The following is a 16,072-nucleotide window of genomic DNA, read 5'->3' as shown; positions in this document are numbered from 1 at the left end:
CCTCGACCGCGAGCTAGGAGGGTGAGCCGGCCTGCTCCCGGGGCGGCCCACCGTCGGACCGGTCGGCACCGTCGTCGGACGGCCCGGCGTCGTCGGACGACGCAGGGTCGTGCTCGGCCTGCGGCGCGGCCGCCTCCTCCTCGCGGCGGCGCAGCTCGGCGTTGTGCTCGACCCGCCGCATGTGCTTGGCCATGGACCGGAAGAGCGGGATCGCTGCGACCGCGAGCAGGAAGAACCCGAAGATGAACCCCAGGATCCCGGGGCTGACCTCCCAGGGCTGCAGCTCACCCTCCTGCGGGCCGGGCGAGGGGGACTCGGCGAGCAGCGCGGTGAGGATCATCGCTGGGCCTCGTCCAGTGTGAGGCCCTCGGGCACGACCCCGGCGAAGAGATCCTCCTCCAACCCGTCCGCCACCGGGACGCGGGCACGGGCAAGCTCGAACTCCTCGAACGGCCACACCTGCGCCTCGATGTCCCGCGGCACCATGAAGAAGAAACCGTCCGGGTCGATCTGGGTGGCGTGCGCGCGGAGCGCGTCGTCCCGCTGCGGGAAGTAGTCCGCGCAGGTGATCCGCGCCGTGGGCGTCCGGCGCGGCCGGTCCCCGCGCCGGTCGATCCACTCGGCGAACGGCGAGGCCAGGCCGCGCTCCTGCATCGCCTCGTGCAGTGCCAGGACGCGGTCCACCGAGAAGGACACGTCGTAGTAGAGCTTCTGCACCGCCCACGGCTCGCCGGCGTCGGGGTAGGCGGTGGGATCCGCGGCTGCCTCGTAGGCGCCGACCGCGATCCGGTGGGACATGATGTGGTCCGGGTGCGGGTAGCCACCGGTCTCGTCGTAGCAGGTCATCACGTGCGGGCGGAACTCACGCACCTGGCGCACGAGGGCGCCGACGGCCACCTCCAGCGGCTCGAGCCCGAACGACCCCTCGGGCAGCGGCGGAAGCGGGTCACCCTCGGGCAGGCCGGAGTCGACGAACCCGAGCCACACCTGCTCGACACCGAGCGCCGCGGCGGCGGCGGCCATCTCCCGGCGCCGGTAGCCGGGCATGTCCCGCAGGATCTCCGGGTCGTCGGCCAGCTTCGGGTTGAGGATGTCGCCCCGCTCGCCGCCGGTGCACGTCACGACCTGGACCCGGTGCCCCTCGCCCGCGTAGCGCGCCATGGTCGCGGCGCCCTTGCTCGACTCGTCGTCCGGGTGCGCGTGCACGGCCATCAGCCGCAACGCCTCGTTCGTCACGTGTCTCCTCCAGCTTTGCCCGAGCAGCGCCGACGGCTACCTACCAGGGACAATCGTCTCGCACGTCCGACCATTCCGAGAACCACATCGCAGGAGGCCGCCGCCGTGACCGTTCCCGCGGAAGAGCACGACGAGCGCGGTGCCGCGCCCGGTGGCGGCTCCGCCGTCGACCCGGCCATCATGGCCGCTCGCTACGGGCGGACACGGACCTCGCGGCGTACGGTCGTTCTCGCGGCGATCCTCGCCACGCTCGTGGTCGGTGCCGGCCTGGGCGTGCAGGCGGCGAACCTCACGCGGCCGTCCGTCATGACGGACGATCTCGGGTTCACGGTGCACGACGCGACGCGCACCACCGTGCGGTTCGCGGTGCGCACCGAGCCGGGGACCACGGTGCGCTGCGCCCTCGTCGCCCTCAACACGAACCACACCCAGGTCGGGTACCGCGAGGTCGAGATCGGCCCGTCCCCCGAGCAGACCACCAGCCACGTGGTCGACGTCACCACCACGGAGCTCGCCACGACCGGGAGCGTGGAGGAGTGCTCGATCATCGATTCCCCGTGAGCCCCCACGTGTACAATCGATGCTTTACACGCCGCCCCGGAGCGGCGCACACGGTGCGTTAGCCCGGGCGTCAACAGGTTCCATGCCTCGGCCATGCACGTGTGTGGCCGGGGCATCGAACGTATGTGGAGGAGGAGCCGTGACACAGACGAGCGCCACCTGGCTCACCCAGGACGCGTACAACCGTCTCAAGGGCGAGCTCGAGTACCTCACGGGCAGGGGACGCCAGGAGATCGCGGAGAAGATCGACGCCGCGCGCCAGGAGGGGGACCTCAAGGAGAACGGCGGGTACCACGCGGCGCGCGAGGAGCAGGCGAAGCAGGAGGCACGGATCCACCAGCTCACCGAGCTGCTGCGGAACGCGCAGGTCGGCGAGGCCCCGGCGGACGACGGCGTCGTCGAGTCCGGCATGGTGGTGACCTGCACGATCGCCGGCAAGAAGCGGACCTTCCTCCTCGGCTCGCGGGAGGGCGCCCCGGACCTCGACATCGACGTCTACTCCGAGTCCTCGCCGCTCGGCTCCGCCCTGGTGGGCAAGCGCGCGGGCGACACCGCGACGTACGAGACGCCGAACGGCGCCCAGATCGAGGTCAAGATCAAGGAGGTCAAGCCCTTCCGGGGCTGAGACCCGGCTCCTGACATGGGCCGCCGCAGGACTGACCTGCGGCGGCCCACGTGCGTCCGGCCCGACCTCGGGCCGCATCTCCGGTCGCGGCACGGCGCCGTCGGTGCGACTCTGCGGACGGGCGGCTACGCAGCTCGCCCGGAGAGGAGGAGCCATGCCGACGGACCTGAACCCACGGCACTCTCACCCGCGACCACCCTTCTTCACGGCCTACTCGTTCGCCCTGGTGACCGGGGCACTGTTCGTGCTGTCGTGGATCGGCCAGTTCGTCTTCCAGGCGATCCAGGTGAGCAACGACGCCGCGACCCACGGCGAGACCTTCGAGTGGGCGCAGTTCTGGCCCGAGTTCCTGTCCGCGACGCTGGAGAACTGGCAGTCCGAGTTCCTCCAGCTGGTGTGGCAGGCGGCCGGGCTCGCGATGTTCTACTTCTGGGGTTCCTCGCAGTCGCGCGAGGGCGCGGACCGGGTCGAGGCGAAGATCGACCGGCTGCTCACCGAGCGCGGGATCGACCCGCAGCAGTTCGAGATCGCCGAGGAGCACCAGGCCACCCGCCAGGCGGGCCACACGGGCTGACGCGGGCTCAGGGCGCGAGGACGGGATAACCCTGCTCGCGCAGACGGGCCACGACGGCGTCCCGGTGCTCCGGGCCCTTGGTCTCCATCTCGACCGTGATGGCGACCTCGTCCACGGCGAGGCCCGTCCAGGTGCGGGTGTGGGAGATGTCGACGACGTTCGCGCCGGTCTCGGCAAGGGCGGCCAGCAGCCGGGCGAGGCTGCCGGGCGAGTCCTTCACGAGCACCCGGGCCTGCAGGTACCGGCCGACGGCGGTCATGCCGTGCCGGATGATGCCCAGCAGCACGAGCGGGTCCACGTTGCCGCCGGTGAGCAGCACCACGACGGGACCGGTGAACGCCGACGGGGCGGACAGCAGCGCCGCGACACCGGCGGCGCCCGAAGGCTCGACCACCAGCTTCGCCCGCTCGACCATGTGGAGCACGGCGTGGGACAGCAGGTCCTCGCTGACCGTCCGGATCTCCCGTACGTGCTCGGTGATGAGCCGGAACGGCACCTCGCCCGGCAGTCCGACCGCGATCCCGTCCGCCATCGTGTTCATCTCGCGCAGCAGCACCGGGTGCCCGGCCTCGAGCGAGGCCGTGTAGGCCGCCGCCGTCGCCGCCTGGACCCCCACGACCTCGATGCTCGGGTCGACGCTGTGCACCGCCGCGGCGACCCCGGCGAGCAGCCCTCCCCCACCGGTCGGCACGACGATCGTGCGGACGTCTGGCACCTGCTGGACGATCTCCAGGCCGATCGTGCCCTGGCCGGCGACGATGTCGGGGTGGTCGTAGGGGTGGATCAGGACGCGTCCGGTGCGCTCGGCGTCCTCGCGGGCGGCGGCGAGGGCGGATTCGATGTCCGGTCCGGTGAGCACCACCTCGGCCCCGTACCGGCGGGTCGCCTCGACCTTGGGCAGCGCGGCGTCGGCGGGCATGACGATGCGGGCGGAGAGGCCGAGCAGCCGGGCCGCGAGCGCCACGCCCTGCGCGTGGTTCCCGGCGGAGGCGGCGACGACGCCGCTCGCCTTCTCGTCCTCGTCGAGCCGGCTCATCCGCAGGTAGGCGCCACGCAGCTTGAAGGATCCGGTGTGCTGGAGGTTCTCGGTCTTCAGCAGGACGGGCGTGCCGACGATCTCGGTGAGGGAGGAGCACTCCTCCACGGGTGTGCGGTGGACGATCCCCTCGAGCGTGGCAGCGGCCTGCTCGAACGTCCGGCGGTCGAAGGTCACCGGTCGGTACCGCCGCCGGTCCCGCCTCGCCCGCGTCCGTCCCGGCTCTCCGCCGTCGGCGTGGCCGCCGCCGCGGGCGTCGCGGCGACCGGCTCCTCGGCCGCGTCCTCTGTGTGCACGTAGGTGCCCGGTGGGCCGCCCGAGCGGTCGGCGTCGGCCGCGAGCTTGGGATACTTGTCCCGCCCGTAGAGGTAGAGCAGGACGGTGTTGATCGTGGCCACCACCGGCACGGCGAAGAGCGCGCCGAGCAGCCCGGCGATGCCCGTCCCGGCCGTCACCGCCAGCACGATGGCCAGCGGGTGCAGGGCGAGGGCGTTGCCCTGGAGCCACGGCTGGAGCACGTTGCCCTCGAGCTGCTGCACCAGCAGCACGATGCCGAGCATGATCAGCGCCGGGATCGGACCCTGGTCGACGAGGGCGACCGCGACGGCGACGATGCCGGAGAGCACGGCACCGATGATCGGGATGAAGGAGAAGAGGAAGACGAGGATGCCGATCGGCAGGGCGAGCGGCACGCCGAGGATCGCGGCGCCGACGGCGATGCCCACCGCATCGACGAAGGCGACCAGGATCTGGGTGCGGGTGTAGCCGCCGAGGGTCGCCCAGCCGCGGATGCCCGCCTCGTTGATGCGGTGCCGGGCCGGGTCGGGCGCGAGGCGGACGAACCAGTGCCAGATCTTCCGCCCGTCCTTGAGGAAGAAGAACAGGCAGAACAGCATGAGGATGGCCCCCGTGGCGACGGAGGCCACCGAGCTGGTGGCGCCGAGGACTCCGCTGACGAGGGTGTCCGAGTTGGCGCTGACCTGGTCGCGTGCCTGTTGGATCCACTGCTGGATCTGCTGCTGGTCCACCGCGTAGGGCCCGGTGGTCAGCCACTCCACGACGTCGTCGAAGGCCGCCGTGACGCGGTCGGCGAGGGCGCCGAACCCGTCGACGATGGACCGCCCGGCCAGCACCAGCAGGCCGGAGACCAGACCGAGCAGGAGCAGGATGGCCGCACCGGAGGCCAGTGCTCGGGGGAACCGCAGGAAGCGCCGCAGCCAGCCCGCAACGGGCTCGAGGAGCACCGTGATGAGCAGTGCGATGAGGACGGCCGCGATGATCGTCTTGAACGTGATGATCAGGAAGATCAGCAGGGCGAGGGCGGCGGCGAGCACGAGGATGCGCCAGGACCAGCCCGCCGCGATGACGAGGGTCTTCGGGACCCCGTGGACGAGACCCCTGTGGGGCGGCGCACCGACTGTCGCCTCGGCGCCCCCGTCCCTGGCGGTGCCCTCGTCCTCGCGGTCGGCCTGGTCAGCGGCCGGCTCCTTGCGGGCGCGACCGAGCAGGCCCCGGCGGGTGCGGCTGCTCTGACTCATGGACCCCTGCTCGACGTCGGATCGTCGCCCGGGCGGCGACGCCTTGCTCTGTGTCAGGGTACGACCTGTGCGCACATCCGCCACGTGAGCACCGCCGTGTCCCGCCAGGTGAGGCGGCCGCAGACGCACGACGGCGGGGATCGTGGGCTCTCACGTGCCGAGAGCGCAGGGATGGCGCGGCCCCCGCCCGGCGCGGGTGACGGACAATGGGTTCGGAACACCTGCGGCGGCCGAGCCGTTGACACCTGGGACAGGTTCTTGAGCGGGAGGCTCGATGTTCTTCACGGAACGCAAGACGACCATGGTCACGCCGGACGAGGCGCTGCCCGGCCGGGACGCCAGTCCCTTCGACGTGCCCGAGACGCACGAGGTGCTGGGTACGCCGCTGCAGGGCCCGTGGCCGCCCGGGTCCGAGACCCTCTACGTGGCGATGGGTTGCTTCTGGGGTTCCGAGCGCATCTTCTGGCGGCAGCCCGGCGTGGTCTCGACCGCCGCCGGGTACCTCGGCGGGTTCACGCCCTACCCGACGTACGAGGAGGTGTGCACCGGCCTGACCGGGCACACCGAGGCCGTCCAGGTGGTCTACGACCCCCACCAGACCTCCCCCGAGCTGTTGCTGAAGGCGTTCTGGGAGAACCACGACCCGACGACGCCGAACCGGCAGGGAAACGACGTCGGCACCCAGTACCGCTCCGGCGTCTACTGGACGACGGCGGAGCAGGAGGCCGCGGCCCGGGCGACCCGGACGGCCTTCCAGGAGGTTCTGACCCAGCAGGGGCACGGCCAGATCGCCACCGAGCTGCTCCCGTTCCCCGGCGAGTTCTACTACGCCGAGGACTACCACCAGCAGTACCTGCACAAGAACCCGGGCGGCTACTGCAACCACGGACCCAACGGCATGACGTGCCCGGTGGGCCTGGTCGGCAGCGACATCCCGGAGCGTGCCGGGCAGGCGCCGGCGGGCGGGAACTTCGTGCGCGTCGACTGAGCGACGCATCGGCCGTGCGGCACACCCCGCACATCGCACGCAGAGGAACGGGCACGGAGGGACGGGCCGTCTCGCGGTGGCCTGGTCCGGGCAGCCGAGGATCGCCGTGATGCCGTCGTCAGGCCACCTCGACGTGGTCGGGGGTGGCCCCCGCGTCACACGCGGGCTGCTCGCCGGGGACGGCGCTGACATCGCCGACCCGGCTGGCGAGCTCGCCCGCCGCGACGATGGCGGCGCCGAGGTGCGCCAGGAGGGCCAGGGCGACGCCGTCGATCTCGGTGCTGCGGTGGGGCCGGTCGAGGGCGCCGACGGCGGTCGATATCTCGGCGACGCACGTCCCGAGGACACGGGCGACATCGTCGGCACGGCCGCGGAGCTCGACGCTCGGGGCGGGGCCGGCGTCGAGGAACGCGGCGGTCACCGCAGGGGGCTCCTCGGCGGTGGACGGCGTGGCGGACGGGTAGGCGGCGGAGGCGACGGCCGACAGGCCGGCTTGTGACGAGTAGGGCACGGCGGCATTCTCTGAGCTCGCCCGCCGGGGCGGGACGGAAACGGCCGGCCGATCGGTCTCGGGTTGGTCACGAGACGGGCAGGGTGCTCGGGCGCCACGGCTTCGGTGCGCACCACGTTCGCGAGGGGGATCGGCGACGCCGGCCGTGCCGTCGGGACCGGCACGTAGGGTGGACGGCATGATCCCCAAGCTTCCTACCGTCAGCGGCACCTTCGGCGACAAGCCGGCCCTCACCTTCCCCGGCAGCGACGCACCGCAGGGCCTGCAGGTCCAGGTGCTGGAGCAGGGCACCGGCGAGGCGGTGAACCCGGGCGACACGATCGTCGTGAACTACCTCGGTCAGACGTGGGACGGCCACGTGTTCGACAATTCCTACGACCGCGGCTCGACCATCTCGTTCCCGATCGGGATGGGCGTGGTCATCGGCGGCTGGGACGACGGGCTGGTCGGCCAGCAGATCGGCTCCCGCATCCTGCTCTCCGTGCCGCCCGAGCACGGCTACGGTCCCCGCGGCGTGCCGCAGGCGGGCATCGGCGGCGAGGACACCCTGGTGTTCGTGGTCGACGTGGTCGGCGTCGAGTAGCCCGCACGGCCCGCACCGCCAAGACGACCACCGGCAAGAGAACGGCGGCCGCCCCATCGGGACGGCCGCCGTTCTGCGGCTGTGCTGCGTGCGCTGCTACTCGCCGCCGCGCAGGATCGCGATGAGCCGCAGGAACTCGATGTACAGCCACACCAGGGTGACCGCGAGCCCGAACGCGGCCGACCAGGCGTAGCGGCCCGGCGCGCCGCCCTCGACGCCACGCTTGATGGCGTCGAAGTCCATGATCAGGCAGAGAGCGGCGAGACCGACAGCGAAGAGGCCGATGAGGACGCCGAGCGGGACGTCGAACGGTCCGATCGAGATCGCGAGACCGCGCAGGCCCCATTCGCCTCCTGCGACGTCGGTGAGCATCAGCACGAGGTTCACCAGCGAGAAGAGCGCGTAGCCAACCACCGCGATGAGCAGCCACCGGGTGAACTTCGGCGTGACCCGGATCTTGCCGGAGCGGAAGAGCAGCAGTGACGCGGCGAACGTCGCAGTGGTGGCGAGCACCGCCTGCAGCACGATGCCCGGGTACATGACCTCGAAGAACGCGGAGATCCCGCCGAGGAAGAGGCCCTCGGCCACCGCGTAGCCCATGATCAGCGCCGGGGAGGGCTCACGCTTGAAGGCGTTGACCAGGCCCAGCACCAGCCCGACGACGAGGCCGCCGAAGGTCAGGAGCATGTTCGCGCCGAACAGCAGCCAGTTGGCGGCGCCGGCGAGGACGATGAGGCCCAGGACGATGCCGGTCTTCATGATGACGTCGTCGTACGTCATCCGTCCGGTGTCGGCCGGTGCGGCCGGCGGCCCCTGGTACGCGTGCTCGAGGTCGCGCAGCTGCTGGTCCTGGGCGGGGCCGTACTGCTGCCCGTACTGCGTCTGCCCGTACGTCTGCTGCGCGGTGCCATACTGGCCCGGCGCGGCGTACCCGGTGCCCTGCCCGGGCGTGTACCCCGGGTAGCCGGGATAGCCGTTCGGAGTTCGCTGGGCGTTCTTGCCGAAGATCGAGCTGCGCTCGAAGACGGGGTTGCTCACTGTGCCTCCTGGTCGCGGCGACCGGATCCGGTTCGGACCCGGGAAAGTCGCTGGCCTTGCGACCATCGTACGGGTCGGCACCGTCCGCCGCCGAAGCTTCTTCTCGACCGGTGAAACGCCGCGACGCCGTCCTGAGTTCCGTCTCGCGCGCGAAACCGCCGTGCCCAGTCGTCCACATCTCCTCCTCCAGGCCGATCCCGACGGCCGCCGCGGCGACTTACGGTGGTCCTGTCGCGACCAGCACCACCGACGCGAAGGGCGGACGATGATCGAGGCGCACGACCTCACCAAGCGCTACGGCGCCAAGACCGCCGTCGACCACGTCAGCTTCACGGTCGAGCCCGGGACCGTCACGGGCTTCCTCGGGCCGAACGGCGCCGGCAAGTCCACCACCATGCGGATGATCGTCGGCCTCGACCGTCCGACGACGGGCAGCGTGACCGTGAACGGCAGGCCCTACGCCCGGCACGCCTCGCCGCTGGCCGAGGTGGGCATCCTGCTGGACGCCAAGGCGGTCCACGGCGGCCGCACCGCCAGGTCTCACCTCCGCACGATGGCGGCGACCCACGGCATCCCGACCAAGCGGGTGGACGAGGTGATCGAGATGACCGGCCTGTCCGGCGTCGCCCGCAAGCGCGTCGGCGGCTTCTCCCTCGGCATGGGCCAGCGGCTCGGCATCGCCTCGGCGATGCTCGGGGACCCGAAGACCCTCATCCTCGACGAGCCCGTCAACGGGCTCGACCCGGAGGGGGTGCAGTGGGTCCGCCGGCTGGTGAAGTACCTGGCCGGCGAGGGCCGCACGGTGTTCCTGTCCTCGCACCTCATGAGCGAGATGGCACTGACCGCGGACCGCCTGCTCGTCATCGGCCGGGGCCGCATCATCACCTCGGGCCCCGTCCAGGACGTCATCGACTCGGTCTCCCGCACCGGCGTGCGGGTCCGCTCCCCCCGTGCCGGAGAGCTCGCCGAGCTGCTGCTCGGCCGCGGCGCGACGGTCGAGCGCGGCGACGACGGCGTCCTCGACGTCCACGGCACGACGGCCGAGCAGGTCGGCGAGACCGCCGCCGAGCACGGGATCGCCCTGCACGAGCTCACCCCGCAGCGCGCCAGCCTGGAGGACGCCTACATGACCCTCACCCAGGACGACGTCGAGTACCGGTCGGAGACCGCCGAGGTCGGCGCCGCGGGCGCCGGAGAGGCGCCGGCCCGATGACCGCCGCCACGACCGAGCGTCGCGCCCGGCGCGAGAGCGCCTCCCGCAGGACCGCCGCACGACTGAGGTTCTCCGGCGTCATGCGGGGTGAGTGGATCAAGCTGTTCTCGCTCCGTTCGACCTGGTGGACGCTGGGCATCACGGTCCTCGTCATGGTCCTGTTCGCGCTGGTCCAGGCGAGCTCCCTCGACTTCATGATGGACAACCCGCAGATGAGTGCCGTGGCCGAGAATCTGCACGGCGCCGAGATCGTCACCGCCGGCTACGCCTTCGGCGCCGTCGCCATCGGCGTGCTGGGATCCCTGCTGGTGACGGGCGAGTACTCGACCGGCATGATCCGCTCCACGCTCGCCGCCGTCCCGACCCGACTGCCCGTCCTGGTCGCCAAGGCGATCGCCCTCGTCGTGGTCTCCGCCGTCACCGCCGCCCTGAGCATCGCGGGCACCCAGCTGGCGACCACGTCCATGCTCGCGGAGTACGACCTCGTCCCGCCGCTGGACCAGGAGACCACCTGGCAGATCTATGGTGGGATGGCGTTCTTCTTCGTCGCGGTCGCCCTGCTGGGCCTCGGCGCGGGCGCGATCCTGCGACACTCGGCCGGCACGATCACGGCGGTGCTGAGCGCCCTCCTGCTCCTCCCGATCGTGCTGACCTTCATCAACGCCGAATGGGTCCAGGACGTGAGCGACTACGTGCCGCTCAACGCGGCAGGCGCCTTCCTGTCGGTCAGCGGGGCGATCGACGGCGAGGCGGCGCTGACTCCGTGGGAGGGCGTCGCCGTCGTCGGTGCCTACCCGCTCGTCGCGCTCGTCGCGGGGGCGGTGCTGCTGCGCCGTCGGGACGCCTGAGGGAGCGCGCCGGACGCTACTTCTTCGACTGCGTGCCCGAGCCGCGGGTCGAGCGCCGGGTCTGCGCCGCGGAGCCGGACCCCTTGCCGCTGGTCCCCTCCCCCGTCGACTTCTCCCCCGACGGCGCGCTGGCCGGCTTGTCCGTCCGCGACGGGGCCTTGCCCGTCGCTCGCTCCCACGCCGCGCGCGGGTTCTGCAGCGCGCCGAGCGGGACGAGCTCCCGGTGGAAGAACAGCGCGGAGGTCCAGTCGGCCAGGATCCGCACCTTCCGCTCGAACGACGGCATCGCCATCACGTGGTAGGTGCGGTGCATGAACCACGCCATCGGGCCGCGGAACTTGTGCCCCATGATCTGCGCGACGCCCTTGTACAGACCCAGCGAGGCCACGGTGCCGATGTTCTCGTGGCGGTAGTCCGTCGGCGCCTGGCCGGTCAGCACCCGCACGAGGTTGGCCCCGAGGTGCTTGCCCTGGCGCACCGCGTGCTGCGCCGTCGGGGCGCAGGTGCCGTCGGGGGTCTTGGCGCCTCCGGACAGGTCGGGGACGGCGGCACAGTCCCCGGCGGCCCAGGCGTTCTCGACGATCTCGCCCTCGGCGGTGACCACCTGCAGCTTCGCGTTGGCGCGCACGCGGCCACGCTCGTCGAGCGGCAGGTCGGTGTCGCCGAGGACGGGGTTCGCCTTCACGCCGGCGGTCCACACGATCGTGTCCGCCTCGAAGGTCTCCCCGGTCGAGAGCTCGATGTTGCCGTCGACGCAGGAGTTCAGGAACGTGTTGAGGTGGATCTCGACGCCGCGCTCACGCAGCTGCTCGATCGCGTAGCCGCCGAGCTCCTCGCCGACCTCGGGCAGGATCCGGCCCATGCCCTCGACCACGACGAACCGCAGGTCCTCGCGCTCGATGGAGTCGTACTGCTGCGTGGCGGCGCGCGCCATGTCCTCGACCTCGCCGAGGGCCTCGATACCGGCGAAGCCGCCACCGACGAAGACGAAGGTCAGCATCCGGCGGCGCTTCTCGGGGTCCCAGGTGGAGGCGGCCTCGGCGAGCTTGCCGAGCACCTGGTTGCGCAGCGCGGTCGCCTCCTCGATGGTCTTGAAGCCGATGGCGTGCTCCGCGAGCCCCGGGATGGGCAGCGTGCGGGCGATCGAGCCGAGACCGACGACGAGGTGGTCGTAGGTGACCTCGTACGGCTCACCCTCGTTGACCGGCGCGATGACGGCCTTGCGGTCGCCGTGCCGGATGTCGGTGATCGAGCCGGTCAGCACGGTGGCGCCGGAGAGCTCCCGGCGCAGCGACGTCACGACGTGCCGCGGCTCGATGGACCCGGCGGCGGCCTCGGGAAGGAACGGCTGGTACGTCATGTAGGGGTGCGGGTCGACGATCGCGATCTCCGCGTCCTGGCGGCCGATCTGCTTGCGCAGCGTCAGCGCCGTGTACAGCCCGATGTACCCGCCTCCCGCGATGAGGATGCGTGGCGTGCGGCCACCCGAGGACAGGACCGGCCGCACGGACTCCTCCTGTGCGGCCTGCACGGCCTTGGCGGTGAGGGCACCGGCGCCGGCGACGGCAGCGGTCAGGGCGAGCGCGCGTCCGAGAGAAGCCATGCGGCCATCGTAGGAGTGTTTCCACGAGCCGGAACCTTCAGAGCGGTGTGGGCGGCCGTGAGACAGGCCACGCGGGGCCGTCTCAGCGTCGGCGGCGACGCACGAGGAGGACGGCCACGGCGGTCACCGCCACCAGGAGGACGACGACGGCCCACACGTTGCCACGCGCCGCCTCGCCGACGGCCGCCCAGGTCACGAACCCGAACGTGGTGTAGATGGCTGCCCAGGCCAGGGCACCGGGGACCTGGGCGAGCGTGTACTGCCACAGGGCGATGCGCAGCACGCCGGCCGCGGCCTGCACGACCGACTGGAAGCCCACGGTGAGGTAGGACAGCGGAACCATCACCAGACCCCAGCGGCGGATCGCCACGATCCCGGGGTCGGCGCCGCCACCGGTCAGCCACGTGTGCGCCCGGGCCCGCCAGCCCTGCGTCGGCCGGGTGCGTAGCAGCGTCTGCTCCGTCGCCACGCGGCCCAGCCAGTACAGCATCTGGCCGCGGGCCATGGCCCCGAGGAACAGGAAGCCGAAGACCAGCGCGACGGGCTGCCCGTCGAGGAACTCAGGCATCGGCGTCGCTTGCCCGTCCCGTCCCGTCGCGAACCGCCTCCGCCACGTCGATCACCTCCAGGGGCGTTGTGCCGGGCCCTCGGGTCACGGCGTCGCCGGTCATTCTCGCAGCGCCGGCCCCCTCCTCGGGGACCGTATCCGGACCTGTCGGTCGGGTGGCCCCGAGCCCGGTGCCCCCAACGGGATTCGAACCCGTACTGGGCCGGGTTTAAGCCGGCTGCCTCTGCCAGTTGGGCTATGGGGGCGGCGCCCTCATCCTGCCCCACGACGTCGTCACGATTTGGGGACGTGGGCCGGCCGCGCCCTATTCTGGCTCGGCCTGACCGGTCCGACGGCTGCCCGCTCCGGCCGGCGCACGACGGCACGAAGGAGCGAACGCACCACGATGAGCAGGCATGGCCAGGGGCGAGGACTGCTGGACACCTACCGCACGCGGCTGCAGGACGAGCCGTTCGCGGGCCTCGTGCTCCTCGCCGGGGCGCTCGTGGCGCTGGTGTGGTCGAACTCGCCCTGGGCCCACTCGTACGAGGCGCTCACCGAGTACGTCGTCGGGCCGGCCACGCTCCACCTCGACCTCACGCTCGGCGAGTGGGCGGCCGACGGGCTGCTGGCCATCTTCTTCTTCGTGGTCGGCCTGGAGCTGAAGACCGAGTTCGTCACCGGCACCCTTCGTGACCTGCGGCAGGCCTTCGTGCCGATCCTGGCCGCCGTGTTCGGCATGCTCGGCCCGGCGCTGTTCTACACGGCCGTCCAGGCCGCGTCCGACTCCGGGGCGTACCACGGCTGGGCCGTCCCGGTCGCCACCGACATCGCGTTCGCCGTCGCCGTCCTGGGCATCTTCGGGCACGGGATGCCGCCCGGCGTGCGGACGTTCCTGCTGACGCTCGCGGTCATGGACGACCTCCTCGGCATCGTCGTCATCGCGATCTTCTACAGCGGAGACCTGCACCTGGGCGCGCTGCTCGGGGCGTTCGGCGTCATCGCCGTGTTCGGGGTCCTGGTGAACCGCCGCGTCACGGCCTGGTGGCTGCTGGTGCCGCTCGCCGTCCTCGCCTGGGGTCTCATGCACGCCTCCGGCGTGCACGCCACGATCGCGGGCGTGCTGCTCGGGCTCACGGTGCCCGCCCGGACCCGCCGGCACGAGGACGAGGCGCTCACCCACGCGTTCACCGACCGGGTCCAGCCCTGGTCTGCCGGGCTGGTGCTGCCCGTGTTCGCGTTCTTCGCGGCAGGCGTCTCGGTGGTCGAGTCCGGCGGCCTCGAGGCGATGCTCACCGACCCCGTCTCGATCGGCATCTACCTCGGTCTGCCGATCGGCAAGCTGCTGGGCATCTGGGGTGGCGTGGCCCTCCTGATCCGGCTCACCCGGCTGCGGCTGGGCCACGGCATCGATCTTGCGGACATCGTCCCGGTGGCGCTGGTGGCTGGCATCGGCTTCACGGTCTCCCTGCTCATCGCGAGCCTGTCCTTCGACGCCGCCGACCCCCGGTCCGCGCACGCCCGGGTGGCGGTGCTGGTCGGCTCGCTGCTGGCTGCGGTGCTGGGCGCGCTCGCCCTGCGGCTCCGTGTCCGCGTCCGCATCCGCGGCCGGGGCGCGCGGCGCGGGTACCACCCGCGGCGTCCGGAGCACTGAACCCGCTGCTCAGCCGAGCGAGAGCGCGATGCCGTCCAAGATGTCGTGCTCGGACGTCAGCACTCGCTCCAGGCGCGCGCCGGAGCCGGCGGTGGCGCTCTCGACCCGGGCGACGATCTGCGACCAGATCAACGCACCGGCACCGATGACGTCCACGCGGCCCGGGTGCATGAATCCCAGGGCGGCCCGCTCGGCATGCGTGGCGGCGAGCAGGCTCGCGCACGAGGCGTGCACGGTCGTGGGCGCCAGCGCGGCGCCGTCGATCGCGTCCGGGTCGTAGGCGGGCAGCCCGAGCGCGTGCGCGGTCACCGTGGTGACCGTTCCGGCGACGCCCACCAGGGTCCGGACCTTCTCGAGCGGGACCACCGCGGCGGCCTCGTCGATCCGTGCCGTCACCTCCTCACGCGCGGCGGCGATCTCCGGCTCAGTGGGCGGGTCGGAGGGCAGGTACCGCTCGGTCAGCCGCACGCACCCGAGGTCGACCGACCGGGAGGTCAGCGACGTCCCGTCACCCAGCACGAACTCCGTCGAGCCGCCACCGATGTCGACCACGAGGTGCGGTGCGGGATGCTGCCTCCCGAGCCTGCTCAGGGCGCCACGGAAGCTGAGCTCGGCCTCCTCGGTGCCGCTGATCACCTCGGGGAGGACCCCCAGGGCCTCCTGGACGCCGCGGACGAACTCCTGGCGATTCTCCGCGTCGCGCGTGGCGGAGGTGGCCACGAACCGGATCCGCTCCACACCGTGCGCGGCGCACCGGTCGGCGAACCCGCGGGCAGCCGTGATGGTGCGCCCCAACGCCACCGGGTCGAGGCGACCCGTGCGGTCCACGTCCTGACCGAGGCGGACGACCTCCATGCGGCGCTCGACGTCGGACAACGTCGGGCGGGCGTCGGAGGTGAGGTCGGCGACGAGCAGGCGGATGGAGTTGGTGCCACAGTCGATGGCCGCTACGCGAGTCACGAAGACACCCTGCCACGCGCCCCGGACACCCCGGGACCGCAGCCCACCTGCCCCCTGGCGGTCCGTGCGCCGCGGCACGGCCGTAGGCTCGCCCCGTGAGCGAGGAGCGCGCCATCGCGGCGCTGGAGGCGTCCGGGATCGAGTTCACCCTCACCCGTCACGGGCCCGTGCGCAGCCTCGAGGAGGCTGCGGCGGCGCGGGGCGTGGACCCCTCCGCGGTGCTGAAGACCCTGGTGGTCAGGCGCGCCGCCGAGGACTACCTGTTCGTGCTGGTGCCCGGCGGCCGGAGCATCTCGTGGCCCAAGCTGCGGTCACTGCTCGGGGTCAGCCGTCTGTCCATGCCGGACGCCGCGACCGCCCGGGAGGTCACCGGCTACGAGCGCGGGACGATCACCCCGTTCGGTGCCACGAGCGCGTGGCCGGTCGTGGCCGACGCCACGATCAGCGGGACGGTCTCCATCGGCGCCGGCGCGCACGGCGTCGCGGCGCTCGTGGCGGCGGACGTGCTGCTGCAGACCCTCGACGCGCAGGTCGCCGACGTCACCGAGCCCGAGTGA

18 protein-coding genes and 1 tRNA gene are annotated in these 16,072 nt (G+C 72.2%); 9 read left to right on the top strand and 10 right to left on the bottom strand.

Going from position 1 to position 16,072, the window contains the following annotated elements; translation table 11 throughout:
- Window positions 1-13 precede the first annotated feature (13 nt).
- Window positions 14-340: a hypothetical protein gene (locus tag ACFQQL_RS07380; RefSeq protein ID WP_382392781.1), complete on the bottom strand. Its 327-nt coding sequence runs from the start codon at window positions 338-340 to the stop codon at window positions 14-16.
- Window positions 337-1,212: a mycothiol conjugate amidase Mca gene (mca, locus tag ACFQQL_RS07375; protein ID WP_382393798.1), complete on the bottom strand. Its 876-nt coding sequence runs from the start codon at window positions 1,210-1,212 to the stop codon at window positions 337-339. Before mca ends, ACFQQL_RS07380 begins: the two co-directional genes overlap by 4 nt.
- Before the next feature lie 129 nt (window positions 1,213-1,341).
- Between mca and ACFQQL_RS07370 the strand changes: the two genes are divergently transcribed.
- The 3 genes from ACFQQL_RS07370 (at window position 1,342) to ACFQQL_RS07360 (ending at window position 2,996) form a co-directional block, all read left to right on the top strand.
- Window positions 1,342-1,797 carry a DUF4307 domain-containing protein gene (locus ACFQQL_RS07370; protein WP_382392779.1) on the top strand — a complete coding sequence of 152 codons (456 nt, stop codon included), beginning with the start codon at window positions 1,342-1,344 and terminating at the stop codon, window positions 1,795-1,797.
- 139 nt (window positions 1,798-1,936) lie between these two features.
- The gene (greA, locus tag ACFQQL_RS07365; RefSeq protein WP_382392778.1) at window positions 1,937-2,422 is read left to right on the top strand and encodes a transcription elongation factor GreA; all 486 of its coding nucleotides are present in this window, start codon (window positions 1,937-1,939) and stop codon (window positions 2,420-2,422) included.
- A 154-nt stretch (window positions 2,423-2,576) separates the two neighbouring features.
- Window positions 2,577-2,996: a DUF6766 family protein gene (locus tag ACFQQL_RS07360; protein ID WP_382392776.1), complete on the top strand. Its 420-nt coding sequence runs from the start codon at window positions 2,577-2,579 to the stop codon at window positions 2,994-2,996.
- 7 nt (window positions 2,997-3,003) lie between these two features.
- On the opposite strand, the gene ilvA is transcribed toward ACFQQL_RS07360, so the two are convergent.
- Window positions 3,004-4,209, bottom strand: a complete 1,206-nt coding sequence (gene ilvA, locus ACFQQL_RS07355) for a threonine ammonia-lyase (protein WP_382392774.1) — start codon at window positions 4,207-4,209, stop codon at window positions 3,004-3,006.
- Window positions 4,206-5,570: an AI-2E family transporter gene (locus tag ACFQQL_RS07350; RefSeq protein ID WP_382392772.1), complete on the bottom strand. Its 1,365-nt coding sequence runs from the start codon at window positions 5,568-5,570 to the stop codon at window positions 4,206-4,208. The genes ilvA and ACFQQL_RS07350 overlap by 4 nt, the downstream gene beginning before the upstream one ends.
- A gap of 274 nt (window positions 5,571-5,844) precedes the next feature.
- Between ACFQQL_RS07350 and msrA the strand changes: the two genes are divergently transcribed.
- A complete protein-coding gene (gene msrA, locus ACFQQL_RS07345; RefSeq protein WP_382392770.1) occupies window positions 5,845-6,558 on the top strand; it encodes a peptide-methionine (S)-S-oxide reductase MsrA in 714 nt (237 codons plus the stop codon).
- A gap of 118 nt (window positions 6,559-6,676) precedes the next feature.
- Here the strand turns inward: msrA and ACFQQL_RS07340 are convergent, their stop codons facing one another.
- Complete coding sequence (locus ACFQQL_RS07340; RefSeq protein ID WP_382392768.1) at window positions 6,677-7,069, bottom strand: hypothetical protein; 393 nt, start codon at window positions 7,067-7,069, stop codon at window positions 6,677-6,679.
- Window positions 7,070-7,247: 178 nt separating this feature from the next.
- Between ACFQQL_RS07340 and ACFQQL_RS07335 the strand changes: the two genes are divergently transcribed.
- Entirely contained in the window at window positions 7,248-7,652 is a 405-nt protein-coding gene (locus ACFQQL_RS07335) for an FKBP-type peptidyl-prolyl cis-trans isomerase (RefSeq protein WP_382392766.1), read from the top strand.
- A 96-nt stretch (window positions 7,653-7,748) separates the two neighbouring features.
- Here the strand turns inward: ACFQQL_RS07335 and ACFQQL_RS07330 are convergent, their stop codons facing one another.
- A complete protein-coding gene (locus tag ACFQQL_RS07330; RefSeq protein WP_382392764.1) occupies window positions 7,749-8,690 on the bottom strand; it encodes a Bax inhibitor-1/YccA family protein in 942 nt (313 codons plus the stop codon).
- 265 nt (window positions 8,691-8,955) lie between these two features.
- Here ACFQQL_RS07330 and ACFQQL_RS07325 point away from each other — a divergent pair, with 265 nt between their 5' ends.
- Together ACFQQL_RS07325 and ACFQQL_RS07320 are read left to right on the top strand one after the other, a co-directional pair.
- Complete coding sequence (locus ACFQQL_RS07325) at window positions 8,956-9,903, top strand: ABC transporter ATP-binding protein (protein ID WP_382392762.1); 948 nt, start codon at window positions 8,956-8,958, stop codon at window positions 9,901-9,903.
- A complete protein-coding gene (locus tag ACFQQL_RS07320; protein WP_382392760.1) occupies window positions 9,900-10,751 on the top strand; it encodes an ABC transporter permease subunit in 852 nt (283 codons plus the stop codon). Before ACFQQL_RS07325 ends, ACFQQL_RS07320 begins: the two co-directional genes overlap by 4 nt.
- 16 nt (window positions 10,752-10,767) lie before the next feature.
- Here the strand turns inward: ACFQQL_RS07320 and ACFQQL_RS07315 are convergent, their stop codons facing one another.
- From ACFQQL_RS07315 to ACFQQL_RS07305, 3 genes are all read right to left on the bottom strand, one after another.
- On the bottom strand, window positions 10,768-12,354 hold the full coding sequence (locus ACFQQL_RS07315) for an NAD(P)/FAD-dependent oxidoreductase (RefSeq protein ID WP_382392758.1): 1,587 nt from the start codon (window positions 12,352-12,354) through the stop codon (window positions 10,768-10,770).
- Between the two features lie 82 nt (window positions 12,355-12,436).
- The gene (locus tag ACFQQL_RS07310) at window positions 12,437-12,922 is read right to left on the bottom strand and encodes a hypothetical protein (protein WP_382392756.1); all 486 of its coding nucleotides are present in this window, start codon (window positions 12,920-12,922) and stop codon (window positions 12,437-12,439) included.
- Between the two features lie 171 nt (window positions 12,923-13,093).
- A tRNA-Leu gene (locus ACFQQL_RS07305) sits at window positions 13,094-13,167 on the bottom strand.
- 140 nt (window positions 13,168-13,307) lie between these two features.
- On the opposite strand from ACFQQL_RS07305, the gene nhaA reads away from it, so the two are divergent.
- Window positions 13,308-14,555 carry a Na+/H+ antiporter NhaA gene (gene nhaA / locus ACFQQL_RS07300; protein ID WP_382392754.1) on the top strand — a complete coding sequence of 416 codons (1,248 nt, stop codon included), beginning with the start codon at window positions 13,308-13,310 and terminating at the stop codon, window positions 14,553-14,555.
- Window positions 14,556-14,564: 9 nt separating this feature from the next.
- Here nhaA and ACFQQL_RS07295 read toward each other — a convergent pair whose 3' ends face one another.
- The gene (locus ACFQQL_RS07295) at window positions 14,565-15,515 is read right to left on the bottom strand and encodes a Ppx/GppA phosphatase family protein (protein WP_382392752.1); all 951 of its coding nucleotides are present in this window, start codon (window positions 15,513-15,515) and stop codon (window positions 14,565-14,567) included.
- A 95-nt stretch (window positions 15,516-15,610) separates the two neighbouring features.
- Between ACFQQL_RS07295 and ACFQQL_RS07290 the strand changes: the two genes are divergently transcribed.
- Window positions 15,611-16,072, top strand: a complete 462-nt coding sequence (locus ACFQQL_RS07290) for an aminoacyl-tRNA deacylase (protein WP_382392750.1) — start codon at window positions 15,611-15,613, stop codon at window positions 16,070-16,072.

The organism is Georgenia alba, from assembly GCF_042665525.1.
Lineage (GTDB): Bacteria > Actinomycetota > Actinomycetes > Actinomycetales > Actinomycetaceae > Allobogoriella > Allobogoriella alba.
This window is presented reverse-complemented; position numbering and strand designations above follow the sequence as displayed.

Bases quoted from the DNA above. Each gene is read 5' to 3' on its own strand.
- msrA (WP_382392770.1), top strand. From the start codon at position 5,845: ATGTTCTTCACGGAACGCAAGACGACCATGGTCACGCCGGACGAGGCG.
- ACFQQL_RS07315 (WP_382392758.1), bottom strand. From the start codon at position 12,354: ATGGCTTCTCTCGGACGCGCGCTCGCCCTGACCGCTGCCGTCGCCGGC.
- ACFQQL_RS07360 (WP_382392776.1), top strand. From the start codon at position 2,577: ATGCCGACGGACCTGAACCCACGGCACTCTCACCCGCGACCACCCTTC.
- ACFQQL_RS07310 (WP_382392756.1), bottom strand. From the start codon at position 12,922: ATGCCTGAGTTCCTCGACGGGCAGCCCGTCGCGCTGGTCTTCGGCTTC.
- ACFQQL_RS07325 (WP_382392762.1), top strand. From the start codon at position 8,956: ATGATCGAGGCGCACGACCTCACCAAGCGCTACGGCGCCAAGACCGCC.
- mca (WP_382393798.1), bottom strand. From the start codon at position 1,212: ATGGCCGTGCACGCGCACCCGGACGACGAGTCGAGCAAGGGCGCCGCG.
- nhaA (WP_382392754.1), top strand. From the start codon at position 13,308: ATGAGCAGGCATGGCCAGGGGCGAGGACTGCTGGACACCTACCGCACG.
- ACFQQL_RS07350 (WP_382392772.1), bottom strand. From the start codon at position 5,570: ATGAGTCAGAGCAGCCGCACCCGCCGGGGCCTGCTCGGTCGCGCCCGC.
- ACFQQL_RS07380 (WP_382392781.1), bottom strand. From the start codon at position 340: ATGATCCTCACCGCGCTGCTCGCCGAGTCCCCCTCGCCCGGCCCGCAG.
- ACFQQL_RS07335 (WP_382392766.1), top strand. From the start codon at position 7,248: ATGATCCCCAAGCTTCCTACCGTCAGCGGCACCTTCGGCGACAAGCCG.
- ACFQQL_RS07320 (WP_382392760.1), top strand. From the start codon at position 9,900: ATGACCGCCGCCACGACCGAGCGTCGCGCCCGGCGCGAGAGCGCCTCC.